This window comes from Alloalcanivorax sp. C16-2, from assembly GCF_046507615.1.
GTDB lineage: Bacteria > Pseudomonadota > Gammaproteobacteria > Pseudomonadales > Alcanivoracaceae > Alloalcanivorax > Alloalcanivorax marinus_A.
Map to the genome: position 1 here is coordinate 269,784 of NZ_JBKFTL010000002.1, position 25,476 is coordinate 295,259.

Below are 25,476 nucleotides of genomic sequence, written 5' to 3' on the forward strand. Positions count from 1 at the left end.
TACTCACAGAATCTGTGGATAAGTCTGTGAACTTTCTGTCAGGAAATCCGTCGAGCCCCCGAGATGACGGCGATGACCCCTAAATGACGAAAAAATATCCATCCTGTTAAAAGCCAATAAAATCAACGACTTAAAATATTGTCCAGGAAAAATCAATCGGTTACGTCGACTAGCTAAAAGTGAAATGAAAAGTGCACATTCACTGTGCAAAACTCTTGACCCTTGGTGCGCTTCATGCACCGTTCGGGGGCCGGCTCAGCCGTCCGCGGGAAGCCCGCGCACCAGGCGCACATTGATCACCCCCTGCAGGGCGGCGATCCGCTCCAGCACCGCCGGTTCCGGCTGCTGTGCCAGGTCCAGCAGATTGTAGGCCAGGTCGTCGCGGCTCTTGTTGAGCATGTCGAGCACGTTGAGGTTGGCCTCGGCCAGTTCCGAGAGCACCGGCCCGAGCATGCGCGGCACGTTGCGGTTGGTCACCGCCAGCCGCGCGCCCGGGCCCGGCTCCAGTATCAGGTCCGGAAAATTCACCGAGTGACGGATGTTGCCGTTTTCCAGAAAATCCACCAGGGCATCGGCGGCCATCATGGCGCAGTTCTCCTCGGATTCACCGGTGCTGGCACCCAGGTGCGGCAGGGCCAGCACCCCGGGCACACCGCTCAGGGCCAGGCTCGGGAAGTCGGTGACGAAGCCGCGCAGTTGCTCCGCGCCCAGGGCCGCGGCCACCGCGCGGTCGTCGACGATGCCCTGGCGGGCGAAATTCAACAGCACCGCGTCCGGGTTCATCACCGCCAGTTGTTGAGCACCGATCAAATCCCGGGTGGCGTCCAGCAGCGGCAGGTGCAGGGTGACGTAATCGGCCCGCGCCAGCAGCGCTTCCAGGCTGGCCATGGGACGCACCTGGCTGGGCAACCGCCAGGCCGCATCGACACTCAGCGCCGGATCGTAGCCGAGCACCTGCATGCCCAGATCCAGAGCGGTGCGCGCCACCCGCGAGCCGATGGCGCCGAGCCCCACCACGCCCAGGGTACGGCCCTGCAATTCACGGCCCAGGAAGTGTTTCTTGCCGGCCTCCACCTGACGGTGCAGATCGGCCTCGTCGGTGGCACTCAAGCCCGCCACCCAGTCCATGCCCTGGCGCAGGTGCCGCGAGGCCAGCAGCAAACCGGCCAGCACCAGCTCCTTGACCGCGTTGGCATTGGCCCCCGGGGTGTTGAACACCGGAATGCCCCGATCACTGCACTGGCCCACATCGATGTTGTTGACGCCGGCGCCGGCACGCGCCACCGCCTTCACCGTGACGGGCAGGCCGTCGGCGTCCAGGGGGTGACTGCGCAGCAGAATGGCGTCCGGATCGGACAGCTCGCTGGCGACCTCGAAGCGGTCGCGGGGGAAGCGCTCCAGACCGCGCAGGGCGATCCGGTTATGGGTGCGGATGCGGAACATGGCGATTCTCCGATCGGCCGTGGTTGTTGTTTTCCCACAGCCTCCCGGAAAACCGCCGCTTTGGCCAGCCCGTGCCGACCGGCGGCTTCAGTGCTCGAAGGTGATGCCCAGGCGGCGGCCCACTTCCTCGTAGGCCTCGATGACACCGCCCAGATCCTGACGGAAGCGGTCCTTGTCCATCTTCTCGCGGGTGTCCTTGTCCCACAGCCGGCAGCCGTCCGGGGAAAACTCGTCGCCGAGCACCACCTCGCCGTGGAACAGGCCAAACTCCAGCTTGTAGTCCACCAGCAGCATGTCGCCGTCCAGGAACAGCTTCTTGAGCACGTCGTTCACCTTGAAGGTCAGGTCCTTCATGGTGGCGATCTGCTCATCCGTGGCCCAGCCGAAACTGCGCACGTGGTATTCGTTGATCATCGGGTCGCCGAGGGCATCGTCCTTGAGGAACATCTCGAAGGTGGGCGGATTCAGCGCCTTGCCCTCCTCCACGCCCAGGCGACGCACGATGGAACCGGCGGCGATATTGCGCACCACGCACTCCACCGGAATCATCTCCAGCTTCTTGACCAGGGATTCATTGCTGGACAGCCGCTTCTCGAAATGGGTGGGGATGCCGGCGGCCTGCAGTTTCTCCATGATGGCGGCGTTGAACTGGTTGTTCACCGCGCCCTTGCGATCCAGCGCCTCCTTTTTCTTGCCGTCGAAGGCGGAGGTGTCGTCGCGGAAGACGATCACCAGCCGGTCCGGATCGTCGGTGGTGAAAACGGACTTGGCCTTGCCCGCGTAGAGTTCGTCGCGCTTTTCCATGAAATACCCGTATTGTGGTGTCGCTGAGTGTGGTGTCGCTGATCCGGGCGCCGGCGGGCGCCTCAGTGAATCTCCAGCCAGTCGAAGCCGTGCCGCTGGCTGGCGACGCGGATTCGTTCCTGCCCGATGTCCATGACCCGGTGCACCTGATCAAGGGCGTGCGCCGGAGTATTATTCTGCTCGCTCAGATGAGAAAGCACGAGATGCTGCAGGCGGTCCAGATTGCATTGCGCCAGCAGCGTCGCCGCCTGTTGATTGCTCAGATGCCCCAGATTGCCGCCCACGCGCCGCTTCAGCGAGGCCGGATAGGGACCGACGGCGAGCAGCTCCGGTTCATGGTTGCACTCCAGCACCAGGGCGTCGCAGTCCTGGTAGGCCGCCACCACGTGGGGGGTCACCGAACCCAGGTCGGTGAGCACGCCCAGCTCACGGCCTCGCCAGCCAAACCGGTACTGGCAGGGTTCCAGGGCGTCGTGGGGCACGGTCACCGGCGTCACCATCAGGTCCGCCAGCGGGAACCCCCGCCCGGGCCGCACCTCGCGCCAGTCGGCGCCGTGGAATCCGGCCGCCTTGCCGGACACCGCCCGGGCGGTGCCAAAGGTGCTGTACAGCGGTGTGCCGTGCTTGCGGGCCAGGGCCCCGGCGCCACGCACATGATCACCGTGTTCATGGGTGATCAGCACCGCGCTCAGATCCTCCGGAGCCAGGCCCAGGCTGGCCAGCCGCTGGGTGGTTTCGCGCAGCGTGAAGCCGCAGTCCACCAGAACCAGGGTATCGCCGGCGCGCACCAGGGTGCCGTTGCCTTTACTGCCACTGCCCAGGGATGCCAGTCGCAATACCCGCCCTCCGTCGCGGCGCGCTTACAGTTCGTCGTGAATGCTTTCCAGAATCGCCAGGCCGGAGTCCTTGGCCGCCAACGCCGTGCCTTCGCCGTTCAGCACCGCCACCTGGATACCGTTGGTGGTATGGCTGAGCTTGAGCTGAGCCTGCGGCGGCTGGAGCTGGTAGCGCTCCGGCGCGGTCAGGAAAAACACGCCCTGATCCCGGTTGCGGTCGGTAACGCGCAGGTCGGTCTGGGTAAGCGCCTGGCCGACCCGTTCCCAGGCCCAGGCGAAGCTGGTCGGCATCATGATGATCGGATAACCACTGCCGTCCTTGCCCAGCACCGGCCGACCCTGCTGGCCCGGCGGCGGGGCCGGCGCCTCGGCGTCGTCCTCGTCGCCGGCGTCCGGGGCGGCGGCCACCAGTTGCGGCGGGCGTGGTGCCTTGAAGCCCTTCTCGCCCTCCTCTTCACCGGTCAGGCGGCGGTCCATTTCCGGCACCGCGTAGAGTGGTTCCTCGCCGATGAACACCATGTCATCGGGCGGGGTCATCGGCTCCAGGACCTTGGCCTCGCGATAGCGCAGGCTGTTGTCGGGGAGCAGGCCGCAGCCGGTCAGGGCCAGGGCGGCGGCGAATACAGCAATACTGCGATGCATTATCCCTCCAGAAGTCCACAGCCACGCAGCGTTTCGCGCAGCCGCGGCTGGGCGGCCTTGGACAACGGCACCAGCGGCAGCCGGATACCATTGTCGATCAGGCCCATTTCGTACAGCGCCCACTTCGTGGGAATGGGGCTGGGCTCGATGAACAGATCACGATGCAGGGGTTCAAGTTCCGCATTCAGTTCACGGGCCTTCTCCACATCGCCGTCCAGAGCCGCCTGGCACATGGCCGCCATCTTGGCCGGCGCCACGTTGGCGGTCACCGAGATATCGCCATCGCCGCCACCCAGCATCAGTTCCAGGGCGGTGGCATCGTCACCGGAGTAGATCAGGAAGTCGTCGCCGCAGCGCTCACGGATTTCCCGTGCCCGCTCCAGATTGCCGGTGGCTTCCTTGATGCCGACGATGTTCGGCACCTTGCTGAGGCGCTCCACGGTCTCGGGCAACAGATCGCAAGCGGTGCGACCGGGCACGTTGTAGAGAATCTGCGGAATATCCACCGCCCGGGCCACCTTCAGAAAGTGCTGGTAGAGGCCTTCCTGGGGCGGCTTGTTGTAGTACGGCGTGACCAGCAGACAGGCATCGGCGCCGTCGCGCTTGGCGTCGCGGGTGAGGCGAATTGCTTCCTCGGTACTGTTGGCGCCGGTACCGGCGATCACCGGAATGCGTTTATCGGCGATCGCCACCACCTCACGGATCACGCTGTCGTGTTCCTCGAAACCCAGGGTAGCGGATTCACCGGTGGTGCCCACCGCCACGATCCCGTGGGTGCCTTGCTCCACATGCCAGTTCACCAGCGCGCGCAGGCGTTCCCAGTCCACGGAACCGTCCTCGCGCATGGGGGTGACCAGAGCCACGATGCTGCCACGAATCATGCCGTTATCTCTCTGCGTGCAAAGGGCGCTATGGTAAACCCGGCGCCGGGGGCAAGGGAACCTCTACCGGCCCACCGGCGCCTCCGGCGGGCTGATTCGTGCCTTGCCGGCCTGGACGCCTCCCCGACCCCGCGGCGATAATCCCCGCCCCGACCGAGCCGTGAACAAGGATTCATCGATGACCATCAAAACGGGCCAGCCGGCCCCGGACTTCACCGCGCCGGCCACCGGCGACACCACCGTTACCCTGTCCGAACTGCGCGGCCGCAAGGTAGTGCTGTATTTCTACCCCAAGGACAGCACTCCGGGTTGCACCACCGAGGGCCAGAATTTCCGCGACCTCTACCCCAACTTCCAGGAAGAAGGCTGCGAGATCCTCGGCGTCTCCAAGGACTCCCTGCGCCGCCACGAAAACTTCAAGGCCAAGCAGGAATTCCCGTTCGAGCTGATCAGCGACGAGGACGAAACCGTGTGCCGGCTGTTCGACGTGATCAAGCTCAAGAAGATGTATGGCCGCGAATTCGAGGGCATCGAGCGCAGCACCTTCCTGATCGACCAGGAAGGCGTGGTGCGCGAAATCTGGCGCAAGGTGAAGGTCAAGGGCCACGCCGAGGAAGTGCTGGAAGCCGTCCACGGCCTCTGAGCCACGCCCGCGGTGGGGGCGACCGGACGGCGTTCCCGGAAAGGGGGCCACACCGAGACGCGTCCCTGCTGGAGGGCCCGGCGCCAGCCAAAGAGAACAATCAGCTCTCGGGTATTTGCTCGGGACGACCCTGACGACGGGGCCAGGCGTTGATCACCGCCTTCAGCAGGGTCGCCAGGGGGATCGCGAAGAACACGCCCCACAGCCCCCAGATCCCGCCAAAAAACAGAATCGCGGTAATGATCACCACCGGATGCAGATTGACCGCCTCGGAAAACAGCAATGGCACCAGGATGTTGCCATCGATGAACTGAATCACCCCGTAGACCACCATCACCAGGGCAAAGTCGCCGCTCCAGCCAAATTGCAGATAGGCCACCGCCGCCACCGGCAGGGTGACGATGGTCGCGCCGATATAGGGAATCAACACCGACAACCCCACCAGCACCGCCAGCAACACCGTATAGTTGAGCCCCAGCACCAGAAACGCCAGGAAGGTGACACAACCCACCAGCAGGATTTCCACCGCCTTGCCACGCACATAGTTGGCGATCTGCTGGTCCATCTCCTCCCAGACGTGGGACAGGATTCGCCGCCGCGCCGGCAGGAAACTCAACGCCCAGTCGGTGAGCGCCGCCCGGTCCTTGAGGAAGAAAAACACCAGTACCGGCACCAGCACCAGAAACACCAGGATCTCCAGCAGGCTGGGAATCGACGACAGCGACAGGGTCAGCACCGATTGGCCGAACTGGGCCAGCTCCCGCTGGGTCACGTTGACCAGGGTGTTGACCTGCTCCATGGAGATCATCTCCGGATAACGCTCCGGCAGGCCGCGCAGCCAGTTCTCCGAACTGTGCAGGATATTGGGCAACTGATCACGGACCAGCAGCACGGTCTGGCGCCACACCAGCGGCATCACCACCACCAGCACCGCCACCAGGGCGGCCAGAAACAGCAGAAACACCAGGTTCACCGACCAGCCCGACGACAGCCCCAGACGGTTGAGTTGGGCCACCAGCCCCTGCATCAGATAGGCCAGCACCAGGGCGGTAAGCACCGGCGCCAGCATGCCGCCGAACAACACCACCACGGCGAAACCGAGCAGCAGCACGAACAGCAGATAAACCGCCTCCTCGTCGGAGAACCAGGTATGAAACCAGCCCTTGAGCACGTCCAGCATCAGTCGCTTTCCTCTTTGCCACGGCGGATCAGGAAACGGAATTCCTGTTCGTTTTCGTCCCGGCGAACCAGCTCATGAGGAGATTGTCCGAGATAGTTGGGAATGTCCCGGGCCGAGCCGGCATCCGTGGCGGCCACTTCCAGTAGCGCGCCGGGCGCCAGACCACGCAGTGCCTGGCGGGTCTTGAGCAACGGCAGCGGGCAATTGAGCCCGCGGGCATCCAAAAATGTCGTGTCCATGGTGTGATCCTTTCGCCGGGGCCGTCATTATAGGGCAGCCATGCGTATTCTTCAGAGGAGTTCACTTTTGACCGCGGTCCGCCTTCTGTTCATTGGCCTGTTGTGCCTGCTGGCCGCCGCCGGCCGGGCCCAGACCAACGATCTCCCCGAGCTGGGCGACCCCACGGTGGCGGTCCTGTCCGCGGACCAGGAGCACCGCCTGGGGCGCTCCTGGCTGCGCGACCTGCGCGGCCAGACGCCGATCATGGAAGACGCCCTGGTTCAGGAATACGTGGAGAACCTGGTCTACCGGCTGGCCTCGTTCAGCGATCTCAATGAACCGAATCTGGCCATCGTGGTGATCAACAGCCCGGCCATCAACGCCTTCGCGGTACCGGGCGGGGTCATCGGTCTCAACGCCGGCCTGTTCCTCAACGCCGCCAGCGAGGACGAGGTGGCCAGCGTGGTGGCCCACGAAATCGCCCACGTCAGCCAGCGCCACTTTACCCGCCGCTACATGGATTCCAAGCGGCGCGGCCCGGCGGTGCTGGCCGCCATGCTGGCGAGCATCGCCCTGGCGGTGGCCGGCGCCGGCGACGCCGGCATGGCGGGCATGGCCGCCACCCAGGCGGCCTCGATCCAGGCGCAACTGGCCTACTCACGGCAGAATGAATACGAGGCCGACCGGGTCGGCATGCAGACCCTGTCCCGCGCCGGCATGGACCCCACCGCCATGCCGCGTTTCTTCGAGCGCATGCTCGAACAGCAACGTTACGCCGGTGATCCCCCGGAGTTCCTGCTCACCCACCCCCTCACCGAGGAGCGGGTGGCGGATTCCCGGGCCCGGGCGCGCAATCTACCGCACCCGGACAGCAAACCGAACCTGCCCTTCCAACTGGTACGCGCCCGCGTCCAGGCCCGCTACTTCGAAAACACCGACAAGGCACGGGAATACTTTCAGGGCCAGCAGGAGAAAGGAGCCGGCATCCAGGCCCAGGCGGCCCGCTACGGTCTGGCGCTGATCGCCCTGCGCGACGACCGCTACGACGTGGCCCGGCAGCGCTTCCAGGCACTGGTGGACGACGGCGGCGGCTACCAGCCCTGGTACCAGCTCGGCTTGATGGAAGTGGACATGGACCAGGGACGCTACCCGGCGGTGATCGAGCGCGGCGAGCACCTGCTCGACATCAACCCCGGGGATTACGCCACCTCCATGCTGATGAGCCGGGCCTACCTGCTCGCCAAGCAGCCGGAGAAAGCCGCGCCACTGCTCGAACCGCTGGTGCTCAAGCGGCCCGACGACCCGGCCGTCTGGTCGCTGGCCGCGGACGCCTGGGGCAACGGCGGCGACCAGGCCCGCGCCCACCGGGCCCGGGCCGAGGTGCTGTTCCTGCGCGGCCAGGACCAGCCGGCCCTGCGGCAGATGGACTTCGCCCTCAAGGAAGCCGGCGACCAGTTCGCACTGCGCAGCAAGCTGGGCGCCCGTCGGGACGAAATGGAGCGGCTCTCCAAGGAAGAGTTCTAGCCAAAGAAGAGTTCTAGGGGCGGTCCACCGTCTAGAGATCCAGGCGCAGGCTCAGGGTGGCGCTGCGCGGCTCCCCCCACCAGGCCTGATCATAGAAACCGGCCTGGGTGTAGTACTCCCGATCCAGCACGTTGTTGACCCGGGCGGTGGCGCTCAGCGACGGCGTGATCTGGTAGCGGACCATCAGGTCCACCAGGGCATAGCTGCCCTGCCCCACCTTGGTCCGGCCGTGCACCGGCACCCGCGCGGAAGTATAACGGGAAAACCCGCTCTGCCAGGTCACGCCGGCCCCCAGGGTCAGGCGCCGTCGTGGTGCCGGCGGCTGGTAGCGGGTGAACAGCTTGAACTGGCTGCGCGGGTGGGTGCGGTTAAGCGTCCTGCCATCGGCGTCCTTGGCGGTGAAGTGGGTGTAGCTGGTGGAAACCTGCCAATGGCGGGTCAGCTCGCCGGTCAGTTCCATGTCGAAGCCCTCCACGGTGGCGCCGTCCACAGCCCGGTAGGCGGCGGTGTCCGGTCGGCCCGGCTGGGAGGCACCGGGGATTTCCTCGGCCAGGTTGTCCTGTTCCATGCGGTAAGCGGCCACCGCGCCGGTGAGCCGTCCGGCCAGCCATTCCGCCTTGAGGCCCACCTCCTGGCTGGTGCCGCGCACCGGATCAAGCAGATCGCCGCGCGGGTCCCGGTTGCTTTGCGGCTGGAAGATCCGGGTGTAGCTCAGATAGCCCGAATACACCGGACTGAAATCATAAATCAGGCCGGCATAGGGGGTGACTTCGTCACTGACCCGGTAGTCCGTGGGCGAGCCGAAATACATCTGGTCGATTTCCCACTGACTGACGCGGGCACCGACGATGGCGTGCAGCGGGTCCGCCAGGGACAACCGCGCCACCGCGTAGCCGCCGCTCTGGCGGATCACGCTGTCATCCACATCGCCCAGGGGCCCCCACTCCGGGCGCGGCACGTCGCCGTGCCGCCAGTCAAAGAAGCTGCCGATGTCCGGCGCGGTGACCGGGTAGGCGGCGCGCATCAGGTAGTCATCCTTGATGTTCATCCAGCCCAGCGATACCTCATGGAAACGGCCGAAGGCCTCCACCGGCCCGCTGGCGGTAAGGTGCATCTGGTGATAGCGGCGGTCGCCCTCGTACTTGATGAACGAACCGCTCATGCCCTCGCCGGTGTCCGGGTCCGGATAGCCACCCCGGAACAGGTACTCCATGAAGTAGTCGCCCTCGTTGTAGCTGAAAGCACCACGCAGTTGCCAGCCGTTGCCCAGAGCCTGGGTCAGGTCCAGGAAGGCGGTGGTGGAGGTGGTTTCGAAGCCGGCCCAATCGGTGCTGTTGACCACCGAGCGCGGAAAGTCGGTGCGGGTACCGTCGCTGTAAAACATGGGAAAGCCGGCGCCCATGCCGTTGCTCTGGTTGTTCTGGTGCTCGACCCCGGCGACCAGCAGGGTGCGCGGTGTCAGCTCGGCGCTGACCACGCCGTACAGGGTGCGCCGGTCATCGTCGAACAGCCGCATATAGCTCTCGCTGTCATCACGTACCGCCACCACCCGGGATGACACCCGGCCATCCTCGGTGAGCGGCATGGTCAGATCCAGCTCGGCACGGCGTGCATCCCAGGAGCCCACGGAGAGCGCGCCGCTGGCGGCGAACTCCCGCCCCGGACGCTTGCGTACGAAGTTGACCAGGGCGGAGGGTTCGCCGGCACCGCTCATCAGGCCGGTGGAGCCACGAATCACCTCGACCCGATCATAGATGGCGGCGTCCATATCGGTGGCGCCGAAGTTCCAATAGTTGGAAATCGGCGTAAGCAGGCCGTCGAACTGGAACTGGCGAATGGTGAAACCCCGGGACGAAAATGAATAGCGGTTGCTGTCGCTGCGAGTCAGTGACACGCCGGGGGCGCGACGCAGAATCTCGCGGGTATCCTCCAGGCCTTCGTCCTCGATCTGCTGGCGGGTGATGATGCTCATGGACTGGGGCGTTTCCCGGGGCGCCAGCAGCAGCCCGGTGGCGCTCTGAGTGGCGCCCAGGGTATAGCCGCCACGCTCCTCGCTGCTGTTTTCCCGGGCCAGATCCCCGGCGGACACGGTGACCGGCGCCAGCGTCCGCCGCTGGCCGGCGTTACCCGTGCCGTCACCGTCGTCATCCGCCGCCACCCAGGGCGCCATGCTCAATCCCCCGGCCAGCGCCAGGCCGACCACACCCGGTTTCCATGCAAAACGGTGGCAACCACGCCCCATACCCCTTACTCCTCGACAATGAACAGGAATGAGAATTGTTCTTTATTGAGGGTGGTTCCGGTTATGGGGAACGCCAGGAAGATTATGGGCGACGCGTCGGCACGGGAACCCGGCCCCGCCGCCACTCTCCAGGCGGCATGCCGAAGTGGGCACGGAAGGCGGTGGTGAAGTTGCTGGCATGGCGGTAACCGACAAAATGGGCGGCCTGTTGCACCGTGGCCCCTTCGCGCAGATAACGCCCGGCCCGTTCCAGTCGCTGTTCGCGCAGACAGTCGAACACGCTTTGGCCATAAACACGGGGGAATTTGGCGCGCAGGGTGCTGGGGCTCATGCACGCGAGCGCCGCCAGGGATGCCAGGGTGTGGGCCGCCTCCGGCTCTTCCGCCAGGCGCTCGCGGACGCGGCGCAATAGACGGCGGTCACGCTCGGACACCGGCTCCGGGGCCGGGCTATTGTCCAGGGCATGCAGGGCATGGGCCAGCAATTGCAGGGCGGTGCCCTCCCAAAGCAGGGTCGCCAGATCCCCGTCCCACTGGTCCTCCAGCAGCGAGCCCAGGCTTTCGCGCAGCGCTGGCGGCACCCGCCAGGGCGCCAGCCGCGAGCGTCCGGCCCGTCGCAGGGCACTGAGCCGGCTCTGGAGGCGCTCATCGCCGAGTCCCTGGATGTCACGCACCGACAGGTTCAAGCCATGCAGCAACGGGCCCGCCGGGTGGGAGGCGAGCAATGGCGTGTCACCGGTTTCCAGCATGGTCACGGCGGTGGTACCGGTCATGCGCAGCGGGCCGTCCCGGCGGGTGCGCAGATGGGCCTCGCCTGCATCCAGCCAGGCCAGGGACAGGCAGAAGTCCGGTCGTGAGCGCGCCTCATAGGCGTGCAGGGCACGTACCCGGGACAGCACCAGCAAGCCACCGAACGCCAGCGATCGCTGCTCGACGCGGCCTTCGAGCACGTCCCGGTCGCCGCCGTCGGCGCTCAGCAGGCGGTAGTCGGCGCCGTGGGGGGCGCCCAGGCGGTTGAGAGTGGACAGGGAATAGCGCTCGGCGTGCGGTTGCAAAACGGCCCCACTGGGTTATTGGCGGGCCCCGGACGGGGCGGAACGGTCGCCACCTTAGCGTCAGTGAGAATCATTTTCAAAAAAACAACCGGGCGACGACTTCAGCCCTTCAGGCGGGCGCCGAAGTCGAGCATGCGGTCCAGGGGCTTCATCGCTTTTTCGGCCAGGGCCGGATCGACGAAGATTTCCTGCCCGCAGCCGTTTTCGTCCTGCAGCACCGCCAGGGTGTTCTCCAGGCCGTTCATGGCCATCCACGGGCAATGGGCGCAGCTGCGGCACTGGGCGCCGCTGCCGCCGGTGGGCGCTTCCACGAAGGTCTTGTGCGGGGCCAGCTGCTGCATCTTGTAGAAGATGCCCTTGTCGGTGGCGACGATGAAGGTGTCGTTGTCCATCTCCGTGGCCGCCTTGATCAGTTGGGAGGTGGAGCCGACCACGTCGGCGATCTCCACCACCGCCGCCGGTGATTCCGGGTGCACCAGCACCGCCGCGCCAGGGTGAGCGGCCTTGAGGTCGAGCAGGCCCTGGGCCTTGAATTCCTCGTGGACGATGCAGGCGCCATCCCAGCACAGCACGTCGGCGCCGGTTTTGTCGCGCACATAGCCGCCCAGGTGCTTGTCCGGAGCCCACAGGATTTTTTCGCCGCGCTGATCCAGGTACTCGATCAGCTCCACGGCGATGGATGAGGTCACCACCCAGTCGGCACGGGCTTTCACCGCCGCCGAGGTGTTGGCGTAGACCACCACGGTGCGATCCGGGTGCTGGTCGCAAAAGGCGGCGAACTGGTCTTCCGGGCAACCGATGTCCAGGGAGCAGGTCGCTTCCAGGGTGGGCATGAAGACGCGTTTCTCGGGGCTGAGAATCTTGGCGGTCTCGCCCATGAAGCGCACGCCGGCGACGATCAGGGTGCTGGCCGGGTGGTCACGGCCGAAGCGGGCCATTTCCAGGGAGTCGGCCACGCAGCCGCCGGTTTCCTCGGCCAGGGCCTGGATTTCCGGGTCGGTGTAATAGTGCGCCACCATCACGGCGTCGCGTTCCTGTAACCGTTGCTTAATGCGCTGGCGGTACAGTGAACGCTGGTCATCGGTCAGTTCGGGTTGTTCCCCGGTGCCCGCCAGGTGGGCGCGCACGATCTCTTGAGCCTGTACGGTCATAAGGCATCACCCCGGGTAAGGGCCTTTTCTGAATCCTCGGACACCGCCGGCGACGGTGACCGCCGGGGCGTGGACCGGCAACTATACCACAATGGATCGGGACGGACCTCAGGCGCGCCGGTAGTCGGGGCCGGCGGCGAGCAGATGGACGGTGCTGATGGCCCGCTCCATGAAGGCGCCCTGGCAATAGCACAGGTAATAGTCCCACATGCGGCAGAAACGCTCGTCGAAGCCGAGCTCGCGGATGCGCGGCAGCGCACCCAGGAAGCGCTCGCGCCAGTCGGCCAGGGTGCGGCCATAATCAGTGCCGATGTCGTCCAGGGCCAGGGGCGAGAGGCGGGTGTGGCGGCGCAGACCGTCGCACATCACCGACACCGACGGCAGGAAGCCACCGGGGAAGATATAACGCTTGATGAAGTCCACGTTGTCGCGGGCGTACTGGTAGCGATGGTCCGGCACCGTGATCGCCTGCAGCAGCAGCAGGCCATCGGGTTTGAGCCGTTCGCCCAGCATCGTGAAGTAGCCACCCAGGAACTGGTGCCCCACCGCCTCGATCATTTCCACCGACACCACCCGGTCGTAGCGACCGGTGAGCTCCCGGTAGTCCTTTTCGAGCACCTCGATGCGATCTTCCAGGCCGGCCTGGCGGACCTGCTCGCGGGCATGGCGGGCCTGCTCCCGGGAGATGGTGGTGGTGGTCACGCGCACGCCGTAGTGGCGGGCGGCGTGCAGGGCGAGACCGCCCCAGCCGGTGCCGATTTCCAGCAGATGCTGGCCGGGAGCCAGCTCCAGCCGCTGGCAGATCACGTCCAGCTTGTGAGTGGCGGCGGTTTCCAGGTCGGTGTCCGGGCTGGGATAGATGGCGCTGGAGTACATCATGGCCCGATCCAGGAACAGCGCGAAAAAATCGTTGCCCAGGTCGTAATGGGCGGCGATGTTGCGGCGCGAACCGGCGCGGGTGTTGCGGTTGGCCAGGTGCAGCAGCTTCAGGGCCGGCTTGGCCAGGGTGACGGCCCCGCCTTCCAGAGCGCGCATGGCGTCCACGTTGGCGGCGAAGTAGCGGATCACGGCGACCAGATCCGGGCTGTCCCAGCTCTTGTCCAGGTAGGCTTCCGCCGCCCCCAGAGCACCGCCGGTCATCATCATCCGGTAGCTGTCCCAGTCATGAATATCGATGCGCGCGTCGAATACCCCGGCGTCGCCCAGGGTCACCGTTGTCCCGTCCGGCTCGCGCAGCACCACCCCGCCATGGGGCAGCCGCGACAAGTGGGCATGCACCCGATTCCGCGCCAGGTTCTGAATCCAGGACGGGCGCGGAGCCGCCAGTGCTTTTTCACCGTCCATCATTCGTCTTCTCCCCTTGTTCATGCTTGTCACGACCCGGATGCGGGTAAAACCGGACGCCCTTGCGCCACAATTTCCACGCCTGCCAGTAGATGCCCGCCAGGGTGCGCGCACCCTGGGCGCCGAAGCGCCCGATCACCGCGCCCATGGCCGCCACGCGGGGCTCGACCATGGCCAGCTTGAGGCCGGCGGCGAATACCGTCTCCGTGCCATCCCGGTCCCGCAACGTTAGGCGCAGCTCGGGAAATAAGGCGTGAAGGGTCCAGTGGTAACGCAGCGCCAGCGGCAGGAACGGCGACACATGGAAGGTCTTGTCATGTTCCACGACCTGCTCGTCGCCCTCCTGGCGCAGCCGCAGGGGGTAGAAATGACGCTCCCGCCAGGGGGTGTTGCGCACCTCCGCCAGGGCCGAATCCGGCCGCTCGGCGCCCTCCGGAAAATGGAAGTACAGCACCAGGGGATTGAACAGCACGCCGAAGGTGCGCCACTGGCCGAGCATGTACAGGCGCCCGGCGGACCAGTCCAGGCCCTGGGCCGCGGCGCGCTCGCGCACCTTGTCGGCCAGCGGACGTTCGGAGGTGTCCACGAAGTCCCGGTCGCGGAAGGTCACCGGTCGCCAGCGGCGTCCCCACAGCGGGTGCCGGGCGAGCAGCCGGTCGGGCCCATCCAGGTCGCTCCAGACCAACCACAATGGCACCCGGAAGCGGTGCTCCACCGGTGTATAACGGTGGTGCCAGACGTGGCCCCGGGCGAGAGCGAAATCGGGGATCATGGCCGGACTCCCAGGGCCTGGACCACGTCCAGCGCCGAGGCCACGCCATCCTCATGGAAGCCGTTGCGGCACCAGGCGCCACAGAACCAGGTGCGGCGGGCGCCGTTATCGGCAAGCAGGGTGTCGCGGGCGGCGAGACCATCCAGGGTGAACAGAGGGTGGTCGAAACGGACCCGGTGCAGAACATGGGCCGGGTCGATGCGTTCGCCGGCGTTCAGGGTCACGCAGAAGGTTTCCGGCGCCCGCAGGCCCTGCAGGATGTTCATGTTGTAGGTAACCTGCACCGGTTCATCGTCCCGGCCGGCGCCGAGCAGGGCGTTCCAGCTCGACCACACCCGGCGATGGCGCGGCAGCAGGCGGGTATCGGTGTGCAGCACCACCTCGTTGCTCTGGTAAGGCAGCCGTGCCAGACAATCGCGCTCGCGGCGGTCCGGGTCGGCCAGCAACGCCAGGGCCTGATCACTGTGGCAGGCCAGGATCACCTGGTCGAAATCCTGGTCGGCACCGCCAGCGCTGACGGTGACGCCGTCGTCCCGGCGCCGCACCGAGGTCACCGCCGTGGCGGTGACGAAGCGTGCCGCGCAGCGCGCGCGCAGGGCTCGCACATAGCTCCGCGAGCCGCCGGGTACCACATACCACTGCGGGCGGTTACGCAGCGCCAGCAGGCCATGATTGATAAAGAAGCGCACGAAAAAACGGGCCGGAAACGCCTCCATCCGCGCCAGGGAACAGGACCAGATGGCGCCCCCCATGGGCAGGATGTAATGGCGTTTGAACGCCTCGCCATAACCGTGGGCACGCAGGTAATCGCCCAGGGGCTGCTCGCCCTCCCGCCGTTCCAACAGCGCCGGCGCTTCCCGGTTGAAGCGCAGGATGTCGGCAAGCAGGCGCCAGTGGCGACGGCTCGCCCAGTTACGGCGCTGGCCGAAAAAGCCGGTCAGGCCGTCGCCGCAGTATTCCAGACCGCTGGCGGCATCACTCACCGCGAAGCCCATGGCGGTGGGCTGACGACCGATGCCCAGCTCCCCCAGCAGTGCTTCGAAGTGGGGGTAGGTGCGGTCGTTGAACACGATGAAGCCCATGTCCACGGCGTAATCACCGTGCTCACGGCACACATCCCGGGTATAGGTATGGCCGCCCAGCTCCGGTTCCGCCTCGAACACCGTCACTTCATGGTGGCGGCTCAGATACCAGGCGGCGGTCAGCCCGCTGATGCCGCCGCCGACCACGGCGATACGCTGGCTCATTGGTCGCCCTCCCGCTGCTGATCCCAGGCATCGCGGGCCTGGCGGAAGGCCTTTTCCACGCGCTGTTTGACACCCTGATGAGCGACGATCGGCGCCGGGTACTCCGGGCATAGCAACGGCTGCTTGCCGGGTTCGTGGATGGTCTTGTCATCCAGCTCCGCCAGTTCCGGCAGGTAACGGGCGATAAAGCGGCCATGGGGATCGAAGCGCTGGCTCTGGCGCAGCGGGCTGAACACCCGGAAATACGGCGCCGCGTCGGTGCCGGTGGAGGCGCTCCACTGCCAGCCGCCATTGTTGCTGGCGAAGTCGCCATCGATCAGATGCCGCATGAAGAAGCGCTCTCCCTTGCGCCAGTCAATGAACAGATGCTTGGTGAGGAACATGGCGGTGAGCATGCGAAGCCGGTTGTGCATCCAGCCGGTGGTGACCAGCTGGCGCATGGCCGCGTCCACCAGCGGGTAACCGGTACGGCCCTCGCACCAGGCCTGGAAATGCTCGTCGTTGTCGTTCCACTCCAGCAACCGGGTTTCCGGGCGGAAGGGCGCGCCCTTCGCCAACTCAGGAAAACGATGCATGATCTGGCGATAAAAGTCGCGCCAGGCCAGTTCACCGATCCAGGTGACCGCGCCCTCGCGCACGGCGGCATCCGCCATCGCCCGGCGGGCCGCCAGGTATGCGTCCATGGGTGCCAGGGTGCCCGCCGACAGCGCCGTGGACAGAATGCTGGTGGCCGGTTCGGCGGGGAAGTCCCGGTACGCCTTGTAGTCACCCAGCTGGTGCTCGACGAAATCATAGAGCTGCTTGTAGGCGGCGGACTCCCCGGGACGCCACGGCCGGGTCAGCGCGCTGTCCAGCCCAAGACCGTCACGCAGCGCCTCGACCCGGTCGCGGCCGTGGAAACGGCCCTCGCCACCGGGCCAGGCCGGCGCCGGTACCGCCCCCGGGTCCCATTCCTCGATCCAGGCATCCCAACGTTTTTTGTAGGCGGTGAACACCGTGTAGGGGGTGCCCTTGCCGGTGCTCAGGGTACGTGGCGGCACCAGCATGCCGTCATCGAAGCCGTGCAGGCGCACGCCCTGCCCTTCCAGACGCCGGGCCACGGCCCGGTCACGATTCATTTCGTTGAGCGGGTATTCCCGGTTGCAGAAAATCTCGGTGATGCCGTGCTCGGCGACGAATGCCTCCAGGGCGTCCACGGCGCCGCCGAAGTCGCCGCCGTCCAGCACGTGCAGGTCGACGCCCTTGGCGGCCAGTGCCTCGCCCAGCTCGATCAGGCTTTCCAGCACGTACCAGCGGCGCAACGGCGCCACGTCATGGACCTCCCACTGATCCGGGCACAACACATGGACCGCCCGCACCGGGCCGCCGCCGGCCAGGGCCTGGGTCAGCGGCGTGTGTCCGTGACAGCGCAGATCGTTACGAAACCAGACCAGTCGCACCGCGTTCTCCTCGTTGCTGGTGTTCATCCAGGGCCGCCACGAACGCGGCCCGGTCACCGACCACGCGTCGCAACCAGGGCGGCGTGATCAGCTTCTCGGTGAGCGCCGGTCCGGCGCACAGGGCGGGCCGGTCCGGCGCCGCCGTTAAAGGCCACAATTGCTCGGCGCGGCGACGACCCGGGTGCTCGCCAAGGACCCAGGCCACGCCGATCACCCGATCGCCGGCCAGCCAGGCCGCCAGCGCCGACCAGGGCAGCGCTGTTTCCAGACACCACACCGGCGTGCCCGCCAACACCGCCCGGGTCAGGGCCGGCAACGGATCGCCCACCGCCATCAGTAACCAGCCGCGCTCGCGGCGCGAAGGTGCCCGGGCCAACAGGCGACCGGCCAGTTTCTGGCGCAGAAAGGTATCCAGCAGAGTGCGCGACGCGGCCCCGTCCGGCCGCGCGCGCAGGTGTTCACGCAGCGGATCGCAGCATTGGCCGATCACCGCCTCCAGGGGGTAATCACCGGTCAGCCGCTGAAACCATTGCTCCAACCGCCGGGTATTCAGTTCCGCCAGGGCGGCCAGACCCTCGTCACCGGCTTCACGCCAGGGGTCTCCAGGCAGAGCCGTCGGTGTCTGGCCATCCAGCACCGCGCGCACCTGACCGATCGGCAGGCCACGATCCAGCCAGGCGAGAATGCGCCGGATGCGGGCCACGTCCGCTTCGCTGTAGCGGCGGTGGCCGCGCTCGGTACGCGCCGGGCGGATCAGGCCATAGCGCCGCTCCCAGGCACGCAGGGTCACCGGGTTGATGCCACAGCGTTCGCTGACGGTCTGAATGCTCAAGGTGCCGCGGTTCATACCCGGTTCCTCAGACCCAGCGCATCCGGATAGGGGGTCAGGTAGCGCTGTTCCGCCAGATAGGGCTGGCCCACCTTGCTTTGCGCGCCGCGCAGCAGGGTCATGGGCACCACCAGGGGCACCTCGCCACGCTGGTAGGCCTGGATTTGCTCATGGATCAGCGCCAGATCCGCCGCCTCCAGCCCGTCGCGCAGAAAACCGACCAGATGCAGCATGGTGTTGACGTGGGCGCCAGGGCTGATGCGCTTGGCCATGGCCGTCATGAAGTCGGCGATGTAATCGTCGGCGATCTCCTCCAGGGGACGACGCTTCAGGTCGGCCAGCATCGGCCCCAGACGCCGGTAGGTGGCCTCGCAGTGGGCCAGCAACTGGAACTTGTGGCGGCTGTGGAAGCCGATCAGCCCGCCCGGCGTCAGGCCGGCCTCGCGCAGCCGGCACCAGTCGTCGTGGATGAACACCCGCTCGACGAAGTTCTCGCGCAGGCGGTCATCATTGAGGCGGCCTTCTTCTTCCACCGGCAGCAGCGGATAGCGCTCCATCAGGGCGGCGGCGAACAGGCCACTGGCGTCGCGGCGGACCACCTCGCCATCCTCCCGGTAAACGCGGATTCGCTCCATGCCGCAACTGGGCGACTTGGCCATCAGGATGTAGCCGCGCAGGTCCGCCAGCCCTTCCAGGGTGTCGGCGACGAACCCCTGCATCGGAGCCGTGAAGTCCTGTTCCCCCCGGGTGGCGCGCAACCGCATGCCCTGGTCGGTGTCGACCAGGTGCATGGCCTGCCGGGGCGCGCCCAGGCCGGCGCCCATTTCCGGGCACAGGGAGCGGAACTGAAAGTGACGCGCCAGCACCTCGGTGCAGTAACGCGAATGCTTATGGCCGCCGTCGTGGCGCACTTCCCGGCCCAGCAGGCAAGCGCTGATACCCACCGGGATGCGGTCGTCGGGGCGCGTTGGGGAGGACTCGGTCATCGGTTACACAACCTGTACAAATGTTTGATGTTGTACAAGTTTGCCGGCGTACCGATGAACGGATTGTGAAGCTTGGGGCGGGGGCACATTTAAAGCTGTTTTACACACAGCCACCGGGAATCGTGAGACAGTATTCCCACGTCGCCGGCCACGGAAGGTCAACGCTTCCCCCAGAGCGTCAAGCGACGTAATCCCCCTTCCTTCAGGCAATGAAGGAACCCCCAAGGCCACCTCCCCCCAGGTGGCCTTTTTTTTGTTCATCGCGCTTTGGCGGGAAATCTCGCTCCAGCCGGGCGCGACTCAGGGCGCGACGCCACCGGCTCTACGAAGCCGCCCCTCAACCCACCCTGGTTCATCGTTGTTCGCACTCGGAACGGTGCCGCCACCTCGAAGCGGAGCTGTGTGGGTGCCTTCCGGGACCCTTTTTGGCAAGGATGCCAAAAACGGGAGCGCCCATGGACGGCTTGAGCGATCCCGGAAGGCACCCACACAGATCCGCGTCCCGGATAGAAACCGCCCGCATCGATTTCCCGCCAAAGCGCGATGAACAAAAAAAAGGCCGCCCGATGGGCGGCCTTTCTATGAAGAGTGGTGGGTCGTGAAGGATTCGAACCTTCGACCAATTGGTTAAAAGCCAACTGCTCTACCAACTGAGCTAACGACCCGCCGAATGAGGCGCAAATAATACGGATTTATTTCCCGATGACAAGGGCCTGAGGCCACTTTTTTACCGAATCAGCGATAGACCGTTGGATCTTTGACCACTGCTTCCTCGAACCCCTGGCGCCGAAGGCGGCAACTGTCGCAGCGTCCACAGGCGCGACCGGCCTCGTCCGCCTGGTAGCAGGACACGGTCAGGCCGTAGTCCAGGCCCAGTCCGGTGCCCCGGCGGATGATGTCGGCCTTGGACAGATGCATCAGCGGCGTGGCGATCTCAATGGGGTGACCCTCCACGCCGGCCTTGGTGGCCAGCCTGGCCAGGGTCTGGAAGGCATCGATGAATTCCGGGCGGCAATCCGGGTAGCCGGAATAGTCCACCGCGTTGACGCCGATGAAGATGGCGTCGGCGTCCACCACCTCCGCCAGGCCCAGGGCCAGGGACAGGAACACGGTGTTGCGGGCCGGCACATAGGTCACCGGAATGCCGTCGCCGCCCTCCTCCGGCACCTCGATGTCGTGGTCGGTGAGCGCGGAGCCACCGATGGTGCCCAGGCCCAGCTCGATGACCCGGTGGGATTCGGCACCCAGGGCGGTGGATACACGGGCGGCGGCGTCCAGCTCCGAGCGGGTGCGCTGGCCGTAGTCGAAGGCGATGGTGTGGCAGCGGTAGCCCTGGTCGCGGGCGATGGCCAGGCAGGTGGCGGAATCCAGGCCACCGGACAGTAACACCACGGCGGTGTTCATGTTGGTTCTCCTCATTGATCGGAGTCAGCGCCCCTTGGCGTCGTTCCAAAGCAGCTTGTGCAGTTGTAGCTGGAAGCGCACCGGCAGACGGTCGGCGACGATCCAGTCCGCCAGTCGGGCGGCATCAAGGCTGCCGTGCACCGGCGAGAACAGGACGTCGGAGACCCGCTCCGCCAGGCGGTGCTGGTCAAGCATGAAGCGTGCCCAGTCGTAGTCACGGCGGTCGGCGAGCACGAACTTCACCTGATGATGGGAGCGCAGGTGGGCGATGTTGTCCAGCCGGTTGTTGTGCTGCTCGCCGGAGCCCGGCGCCTTGAGATCCATGACCACGGAGACGCGCTCGTCCACCGGCGCGATGTCCATGGCGCCGCCGGTTTCCAGGCTCACTTCGTAGCCCTCGTCGCACAGGGCGGCGAGCAGCGGCAAACAGTTGGGCTGGGCCAGCGGCTCGCCGCCGGTGACCGTTACATAGCGCGCGCCGTGCCGCTCCACCTCCTGGAGAATACGCTCCAGGGACCATTTCTCGCCGCCCTGGAAGGCGTATTCGGTATCGCACCAGACGCAGCGCTGGGGGCAGCCGGTGAGACGCACGAACACGGTGGGCCGCCCCACGGTGCGGGCTTCCCCCTGCAGGGAATGGAAGATTTCGGTGAGACGCAGTTCCACGATGGTTCCGGGCTTGGGGACTGGGTCGGGGATTCTAGGGCCTGGGACGGCGAAATGATAGGTGGGGCGGCGGCCGGGCGATACCCGCCAGCCGCGCTCCGATTTTCAATTACCGCCGAGCTGCTTCAGCATGGACTTGGCCATCTCGGATTCGGACGCATCCGGGAACTGCTTGATCAGCTTGTGCAGCGTGACCCTGGCTTCGGTGACGTCCCCGGCCTTGGCCTGCAGACCGGCCAGCTTGTACAGGCTGGTCGGCGCCCGGCTGTGGTTGGGGTAGTCGTCGACCACGGTCTGGAACTGCTCGCGGGCCTTGTCCAACCGGGGGGTCTTCTGGTTGCTGTACACCTCACCCAGCCAGAAATGAGCGTGGGCGCGAAACTGCCCTTCGGGGAAATCCTTGAGATAGTTTTCGAAGGCGGTGGCCGCGGCGTCGAAATCCCGCTCGAGTAATTTGCCACGGGCGGCGGAATAGGCGGCCCGGTCCGCTTCCGGGTCGGCGGGGGCGGCGTCGTTGCCACCGTCGTCACCGGCTTCGGCGTCGGTCTGGGGCGCGCTCTTGGCCTGATCGACCAGCGCGTTGATACGGGTGTCCAGGTCCAGGTAACGCTCACGCTCGGCGGCCTTGAGACCCTCCACCTCGTGGCGCAGCTCTTCCACCTGACCCTGCAGATTCTGGATTTGCCGTTCGTACTGCTCCATCTGCTGCATCAGCACATAGAGGCCATCGTTGCCACCCTGGGCGCCGCTGGCGGCGGCCGGGCCCTGGCCGCCGGAGGAGCCACGCTCCTCGACGACCAGGGGTCCGGTGCTCTGCGCCTGGCCGAGCACCGGGCCGGCAAGCAGGAGCGCCAGGCCGGCGCGCTTGAATACCTGCTTGAACCGCATCATCGGTTACGGACGACCGGCGGTGTAGTTGAGTACCACGCGACGGTTCTTGGCCCAGTCCATTTCACTGTGACCGAAAGCGGCGGGTTTCTCTTCGCCGTAGGCCACGGTGTTGATCTGGGAAGCGCTCACGCCCTGCACGCGCAGGAACTTCTCGACCGCTTCGGAACGACGCTCGGACAGAGCCACGTTGTACTCGCGGGTACCGCGCTCATCGGCATGACCTTCCAGACGAACCTTGGCGTTCGGGTTTTCCTTCAGGTACTTGGCGTGGGCACGCAGGGTTTCGAACGCGGCGGCCGGCACGGTGTTGCTGTCGAACGCGAAGTAGATCACGCGGGTATCGGTGGTGCCGTCGTAGTTGGACGGGTGGTTATGGAAGTTGTCGGCGGTCAGCGGAATGGAGCTGGTTTCCGGCTTGGCCGGCTCGGGACGCTCCACCGGCTGGGTGGGAGTGGTTTGAGTTTCCTGCGGCATGGTGTCCGTGGAAGAAGTGTCTTCCTCGGAGGGAGTGCTGGAACACGCCGCCAGCAAGCCAGCAAGAATCACGGCGAAAAACGGATTGATGAATGAACGCATACGAAAACTCCTATTGATTTCCGGTATTGGACTCTGAGATCCGTTCAGAGGAACGGCGACCAGGCCGGTTCCCTGACTTCCCCTTCCTTCGACGGAAGCTCCACCTTCACTCTCCCGTCGATGGACACGGCTTGCAGGACCCCCGTACCCCGGTGTTGCGTCCCGTAAATTATCATACTTCCATTAGGGGCAACACTGGGCGATTCATCCATATTGGTCTGGGTCACAATATCGAATGTACCGCGTTGGAGATCCTGCACACCGACGTGGAATGACCCGTTACGCCGGTGTACATAAACCAGATAACGACCGTCCGGGGTGACGTCCGGGCGGGCGTTGTAAGCCCCCTCGAAGGACACCCGGCGGGTCGACTTGTCGTGCACGTTGAGCTCGTAGATCTGCGGCCCGCCGGAACGGCTGGAGGTGAACATCAGATGGTCGCCATCCGGCATCCAGCGCGGCTCGGTGTCGATGCCGTAATGGTTGGTGAGCCGTTCCAGGGCACCGCTGTTGAGGTCCAGGGTATAAATTTCCGGATTGCCATCCTTGGACAACGTGATCGCAAGCTTCTGGCCGTCCGGTGCCCAGGCCGGCGCCCCGTTGATGCCCTTGTACTGGGCCACCACCCGGCGCTCGGCGCTGCCAAGATCGTGCACGTAGATCTTGGGCAGGCCGTTGCCCTCGAAGGATACGTAAGCAATCTTCGAGCCATCCGGTGACCAGGACGGGCTCATGATCGGCTCGCGGCTGCGTACGATGGTGTGCACCCGGGCGCCATCGGCGTCGGCGTACTGGAGCTGATAGGGCCGGTCGGCGCCTCGGTTGTGGGTCACGTACAGAATCTTGGTGGAAAACGCGCCCTGGATGCCGGTGAGCTCCTCATAGATGCGGTCGGAGATAGCGTGAGCCACGTCACGCAACTGCGACGCCGGCGGCCGGTAGCTTTCGGTAAGCAGCTCCTTCTCGCGGGCCACGTCATAAAGGCCATAGCGCACTTCATAGGCACCGGTTTCGGTGGCCTTGACGCTGCCCACCACCACGTACTCCTGATCAAGCACCCGGAAATCCCGGTAGCTGAGCTGGTCGGCGCTGGTCGGCCGGCTCAGCATGTCTCCGGGTTCGAGGGTCTTGAACTGGCCGCTGCGGTGCAGATCGGCACGCACGATGTCGGAGACGTTCTCCGGAGCGTTGGCGGCGCCGCCAAAGGGCACCACGGCGATGGGCACGGCGTCCACCCGGCCCTCGGTGATCTGGATCAGAAGTTCGGCGCGGGCGGCCAGCGCCAGCATGGACAGGGCCATGACGGCGGTGGCGCGGGCGGCGATGGATCGGATCTTGTTAACTCGCATCATTGCACATCCCTGGGACTGAAAACGATCACGAAAGTACGGAACTGTTCGAACAGCTTGCCCTCGGGCACGGGCAGCGGGCTGGCCAGTTCCACGGCGTTGACCAGCGATTCGTCGAAGTTCGGATAACCGCTGGACTTGGCCACCTGAACATTGACCACCTCGCCACCGGGAATCACCCGGATGCGAACCCGCACGCTGAGGTCGTCGCGGTTGCGATAATTGCCCGGAATCCGCCAGCGCTGGGAGATGGCATTGCGGATGGCGTCCTCGTAGCTGGCGGTTTCCTCGGTGACGTCGCTGTCCGACGGACCGGAACCGGGCTTCTCGGCCACCTGCTCACGCTTTTTGCGCGCCATTTCCAGCTCTTCCTCGGCCATCAGCTCTTCCATGCTCGGCTGCTCGAACTCCGGAGCGGGTTTCGATTCCTGCTTCGGTTCCGGCTTCGGCTCAGGCTTGGATTCCGGCTTGGGCTCGGGTTTCGGCTCCGGCTTGGGCTCGGGTTTCGGCTCCGGCTTGGGCTCGGGTTTCGGCTCCGGCTTGGGTTCGGGCTTAGGCTCCGGCTTGGGTTCGGGCTTGGGCGCCGGCTTGGGTTTCGGCTCGGGCTTCGGTTCCGGCTTAGGCTTAGGCTTTGGCTTTGGCTTCGGTTCCGGCTTAGGCTCGGGCTTGGACTTCGGTTCAGGCTTCGGCTCGGGTTTCTTTTCCTGAACCGGCTTCTGATCCTTTTCTTCCCGGGCCGGCGCGGTGTTGGCGTCCGGCGCGCGCCGGGTCTCTTCCATCACCGTGGCCATCACATGGGGCGGGATCTCCGGCGGCCGGCGCAGCTCCGGGTCCGAGGACCAGGTGAACACCATCAGCCCCAGCACCACCAGGTGCAGCAGGGCCGAGAACCCGACCGCGACGCTCCGATCGCTCATGAACGCCCCGGAGGCTCCGTGACCAGCCCCAGGTTGGTGACGCCGGCCTGCTGCAGCTCGGACATCAGCACCACCACCTTGCCATAGGGCACGTTCTGGTCGCCCTCCACCAGGAACAGCGTCTTGGGTTTCTGCTTACGGATGGTGAGCACGTGCCCCTTGACGGTTTCCAGGCTGGCGGCGTTGCGACCGCCATCCTCGCCCACATTGATGTGGTAGCTGCCGTCGGCGCGCACCGTGATCAGCACCGGCTCGTCCTTATTGGCGATCGGCGCGCTGTCGGTTTGCGGCAAGTCCACGGACACGCCCTGGGTCATCATCGGCGCGGTGGCCATGAAGATCACCAGCAGCACCAGCATCACGTCGATGTAGGGCACCACGTTGATGTCGGCCATCATCTTGCGCGGCTTGCGAACTCGTATACCACTGTTCATGGT

At 65.8% G+C, this 25,476-nt stretch carries 25 protein-coding genes and 1 tRNA gene; 2 read left to right on the forward strand and 24 right to left on the reverse strand.

Features of this window, described 5'->3' with window-relative positions; all coding sequences use genetic code 11:
* Nucleotides 1-255 precede the first annotated feature (255 nt).
* From ACLD02_RS11465 to dapA, 5 genes are all read right to left on the reverse strand, one after another.
* Nucleotides 256-1,443, reverse strand: a complete 1,188-nt coding sequence (locus ACLD02_RS11465; RefSeq protein ID WP_203101977.1) for a phosphoglycerate dehydrogenase — start codon at nucleotides 1,441-1,443, stop codon at nucleotides 256-258.
* Between the two features lie 87 nt (nucleotides 1,444-1,530).
* Nucleotides 1,531-2,247: a phosphoribosylaminoimidazolesuccinocarboxamide synthase gene (gene purC, locus ACLD02_RS11470; RefSeq protein WP_203101975.1), complete on the reverse strand. Its 717-nt coding sequence runs from the start codon at nucleotides 2,245-2,247 to the stop codon at nucleotides 1,531-1,533.
* Nucleotides 2,248-2,309: 62 nt separating this feature from the next.
* Nucleotides 2,310-3,083 (reverse strand): MBL fold metallo-hydrolase, encoded by a 774-nt coding sequence (locus ACLD02_RS11475; protein ID WP_410298758.1) that lies wholly within the window; start codon nucleotides 3,081-3,083, stop codon nucleotides 2,310-2,312.
* Between the two features lie 24 nt (nucleotides 3,084-3,107).
* Nucleotides 3,108-3,725 carry an outer membrane protein assembly factor BamC gene (bamC, locus tag ACLD02_RS11480; protein ID WP_203101968.1) on the reverse strand — a complete coding sequence of 206 codons (618 nt, stop codon included), beginning with the start codon at nucleotides 3,723-3,725 and terminating at the stop codon, nucleotides 3,108-3,110.
* Nucleotides 3,725-4,606 carry a 4-hydroxy-tetrahydrodipicolinate synthase gene (gene dapA / locus ACLD02_RS11485; protein WP_203101967.1) on the reverse strand — a complete coding sequence of 294 codons (882 nt, stop codon included), beginning with the start codon at nucleotides 4,604-4,606 and terminating at the stop codon, nucleotides 3,725-3,727. Before dapA ends, bamC begins: the two co-directional genes overlap by 1 nt.
* 178 nt (nucleotides 4,607-4,784) lie before the next feature.
* Here dapA and bcp point away from each other — a divergent pair, with 178 nt between their 5' ends.
* Complete coding sequence (bcp, locus tag ACLD02_RS11490) at nucleotides 4,785-5,249, forward strand: thioredoxin-dependent thiol peroxidase (protein WP_203101966.1); 465 nt, start codon at nucleotides 4,785-4,787, stop codon at nucleotides 5,247-5,249.
* 100 nt (nucleotides 5,250-5,349) lie between these two features.
* Here bcp and ACLD02_RS11495 read toward each other — a convergent pair whose 3' ends face one another.
* Both ACLD02_RS11495 and ACLD02_RS11500 read right to left on the reverse strand, forming a co-directional pair.
* The gene (locus ACLD02_RS11495; RefSeq protein WP_203101965.1) at nucleotides 5,350-6,429 is read right to left on the reverse strand and encodes an AI-2E family transporter; all 1,080 of its coding nucleotides are present in this window, start codon (nucleotides 6,427-6,429) and stop codon (nucleotides 5,350-5,352) included.
* A complete protein-coding gene (locus ACLD02_RS11500) occupies nucleotides 6,429-6,668 on the reverse strand; it encodes a sulfurtransferase TusA family protein (protein WP_203101964.1) in 240 nt (79 codons plus the stop codon). Before ACLD02_RS11500 ends, ACLD02_RS11495 begins: the two co-directional genes overlap by 1 nt.
* 67 nt (nucleotides 6,669-6,735) lie before the next feature.
* On the opposite strand from ACLD02_RS11500, the gene ACLD02_RS11505 reads away from it, so the two are divergent.
* Nucleotides 6,736-8,172: a M48 family metalloprotease gene (locus ACLD02_RS11505; protein ID WP_410298759.1), complete on the forward strand. Its 1,437-nt coding sequence runs from the start codon at nucleotides 6,736-6,738 to the stop codon at nucleotides 8,170-8,172.
* A 31-nt stretch (nucleotides 8,173-8,203) separates the two neighbouring features.
* Here the strand turns inward: ACLD02_RS11505 and ACLD02_RS11510 are convergent, their stop codons facing one another.
* The 17 genes from ACLD02_RS11510 to tolR form a co-directional block, all read right to left on the reverse strand.
* Nucleotides 8,204-10,375: a TonB-dependent siderophore receptor gene (locus ACLD02_RS11510; RefSeq protein WP_410298760.1), complete on the reverse strand. Its 2,172-nt coding sequence runs from the start codon at nucleotides 10,373-10,375 to the stop codon at nucleotides 8,204-8,206.
* Nucleotides 10,376-10,496: 121 nt separating this feature from the next.
* Nucleotides 10,497-11,468 carry a helix-turn-helix transcriptional regulator gene (locus ACLD02_RS11515; RefSeq protein WP_203101960.1) on the reverse strand — a complete coding sequence of 324 codons (972 nt, stop codon included), beginning with the start codon at nucleotides 11,466-11,468 and terminating at the stop codon, nucleotides 10,497-10,499.
* Nucleotides 11,469-11,569: 101 nt separating this feature from the next.
* A complete protein-coding gene (gene nadA, locus ACLD02_RS11520; protein ID WP_203101958.1) occupies nucleotides 11,570-12,619 on the reverse strand; it encodes a quinolinate synthase NadA in 1,050 nt (349 codons plus the stop codon).
* Between the two features lie 108 nt (nucleotides 12,620-12,727).
* Nucleotides 12,728-13,966: a class I SAM-dependent methyltransferase gene (locus ACLD02_RS11525; RefSeq protein ID WP_410298761.1), complete on the reverse strand. Its 1,239-nt coding sequence runs from the start codon at nucleotides 13,964-13,966 to the stop codon at nucleotides 12,728-12,730.
* Entirely contained in the window at nucleotides 13,953-14,735 is a 783-nt protein-coding gene (locus tag ACLD02_RS11530) for a DUF1365 domain-containing protein (protein WP_203101954.1), read from the reverse strand. Before ACLD02_RS11530 ends, ACLD02_RS11525 begins: the two co-directional genes overlap by 14 nt.
* A complete protein-coding gene (locus tag ACLD02_RS11535) occupies nucleotides 14,732-15,982 on the reverse strand; it encodes an NAD(P)/FAD-dependent oxidoreductase (protein WP_203101952.1) in 1,251 nt (416 codons plus the stop codon). Before ACLD02_RS11535 ends, ACLD02_RS11530 begins: the two co-directional genes overlap by 4 nt.
* Nucleotides 15,979-17,448: a cryptochrome/photolyase family protein gene (locus ACLD02_RS11540; RefSeq protein ID WP_410298762.1), complete on the reverse strand. Its 1,470-nt coding sequence runs from the start codon at nucleotides 17,446-17,448 to the stop codon at nucleotides 15,979-15,981. The genes ACLD02_RS11535 and ACLD02_RS11540 overlap by 4 nt, the downstream gene beginning before the upstream one ends.
* Nucleotides 17,399-18,268, reverse strand: a complete 870-nt coding sequence (locus tag ACLD02_RS11545; protein WP_203101950.1) for a MerR family transcriptional regulator — start codon at nucleotides 18,266-18,268, stop codon at nucleotides 17,399-17,401. The genes ACLD02_RS11540 and ACLD02_RS11545 overlap by 50 nt, the downstream gene beginning before the upstream one ends.
* Nucleotides 18,265-19,236, reverse strand: coding sequence for a YbgA family protein (locus tag ACLD02_RS11550; RefSeq protein ID WP_410298763.1), 972 nt, complete (start codon nucleotides 19,234-19,236; stop codon nucleotides 18,265-18,267). The genes ACLD02_RS11545 and ACLD02_RS11550 overlap by 4 nt, the downstream gene beginning before the upstream one ends.
* A 589-nt stretch (nucleotides 19,237-19,825) precedes the next feature.
* Nucleotides 19,826-19,901 (reverse strand) — tRNA-Lys (locus ACLD02_RS11555).
* A gap of 70 nt (nucleotides 19,902-19,971) precedes the next feature.
* Complete coding sequence (gene queC / locus ACLD02_RS11560; protein WP_203101946.1) at nucleotides 19,972-20,640, reverse strand: 7-cyano-7-deazaguanine synthase QueC; 669 nt, start codon at nucleotides 20,638-20,640, stop codon at nucleotides 19,972-19,974.
* A gap of 24 nt (nucleotides 20,641-20,664) precedes the next feature.
* Nucleotides 20,665-21,306 carry a 7-carboxy-7-deazaguanine synthase QueE gene (gene queE / locus ACLD02_RS11565; RefSeq protein WP_203101939.1) on the reverse strand — a complete coding sequence of 214 codons (642 nt, stop codon included), beginning with the start codon at nucleotides 21,304-21,306 and terminating at the stop codon, nucleotides 20,665-20,667.
* Between the two features lie 105 nt (nucleotides 21,307-21,411).
* Nucleotides 21,412-22,197 carry a tol-pal system protein YbgF gene (gene ybgF, locus ACLD02_RS11570; protein WP_238400891.1) on the reverse strand — a complete coding sequence of 262 codons (786 nt, stop codon included), beginning with the start codon at nucleotides 22,195-22,197 and terminating at the stop codon, nucleotides 21,412-21,414.
* Nucleotides 22,198-22,200: 3 nt separating this feature from the next.
* Nucleotides 22,201-22,773 carry a peptidoglycan-associated lipoprotein Pal gene (pal, locus tag ACLD02_RS11575; RefSeq protein ID WP_203101937.1) on the reverse strand — a complete coding sequence of 191 codons (573 nt, stop codon included), beginning with the start codon at nucleotides 22,771-22,773 and terminating at the stop codon, nucleotides 22,201-22,203.
* Between the two features lie 44 nt (nucleotides 22,774-22,817).
* Nucleotides 22,818-24,074 carry a Tol-Pal system beta propeller repeat protein TolB gene (gene tolB, locus ACLD02_RS11580; protein ID WP_238400908.1) on the reverse strand — a complete coding sequence of 419 codons (1,257 nt, stop codon included), beginning with the start codon at nucleotides 24,072-24,074 and terminating at the stop codon, nucleotides 22,818-22,820.
* Between the two features lie 47 nt (nucleotides 24,075-24,121).
* Nucleotides 24,122-25,039, reverse strand: coding sequence for a cell envelope integrity protein TolA (gene tolA / locus ACLD02_RS11585; protein ID WP_410298764.1), 918 nt, complete (start codon nucleotides 25,037-25,039; stop codon nucleotides 24,122-24,124).
* Nucleotides 25,036-25,473 (reverse strand): protein TolR, encoded by a 438-nt coding sequence (tolR, locus tag ACLD02_RS11590; RefSeq protein WP_238400890.1) that lies wholly within the window; start codon nucleotides 25,471-25,473, stop codon nucleotides 25,036-25,038. The genes tolA and tolR overlap by 4 nt, the downstream gene beginning before the upstream one ends.
* Between the last annotated feature and the right edge of the window lie 3 nt (nucleotides 25,474-25,476).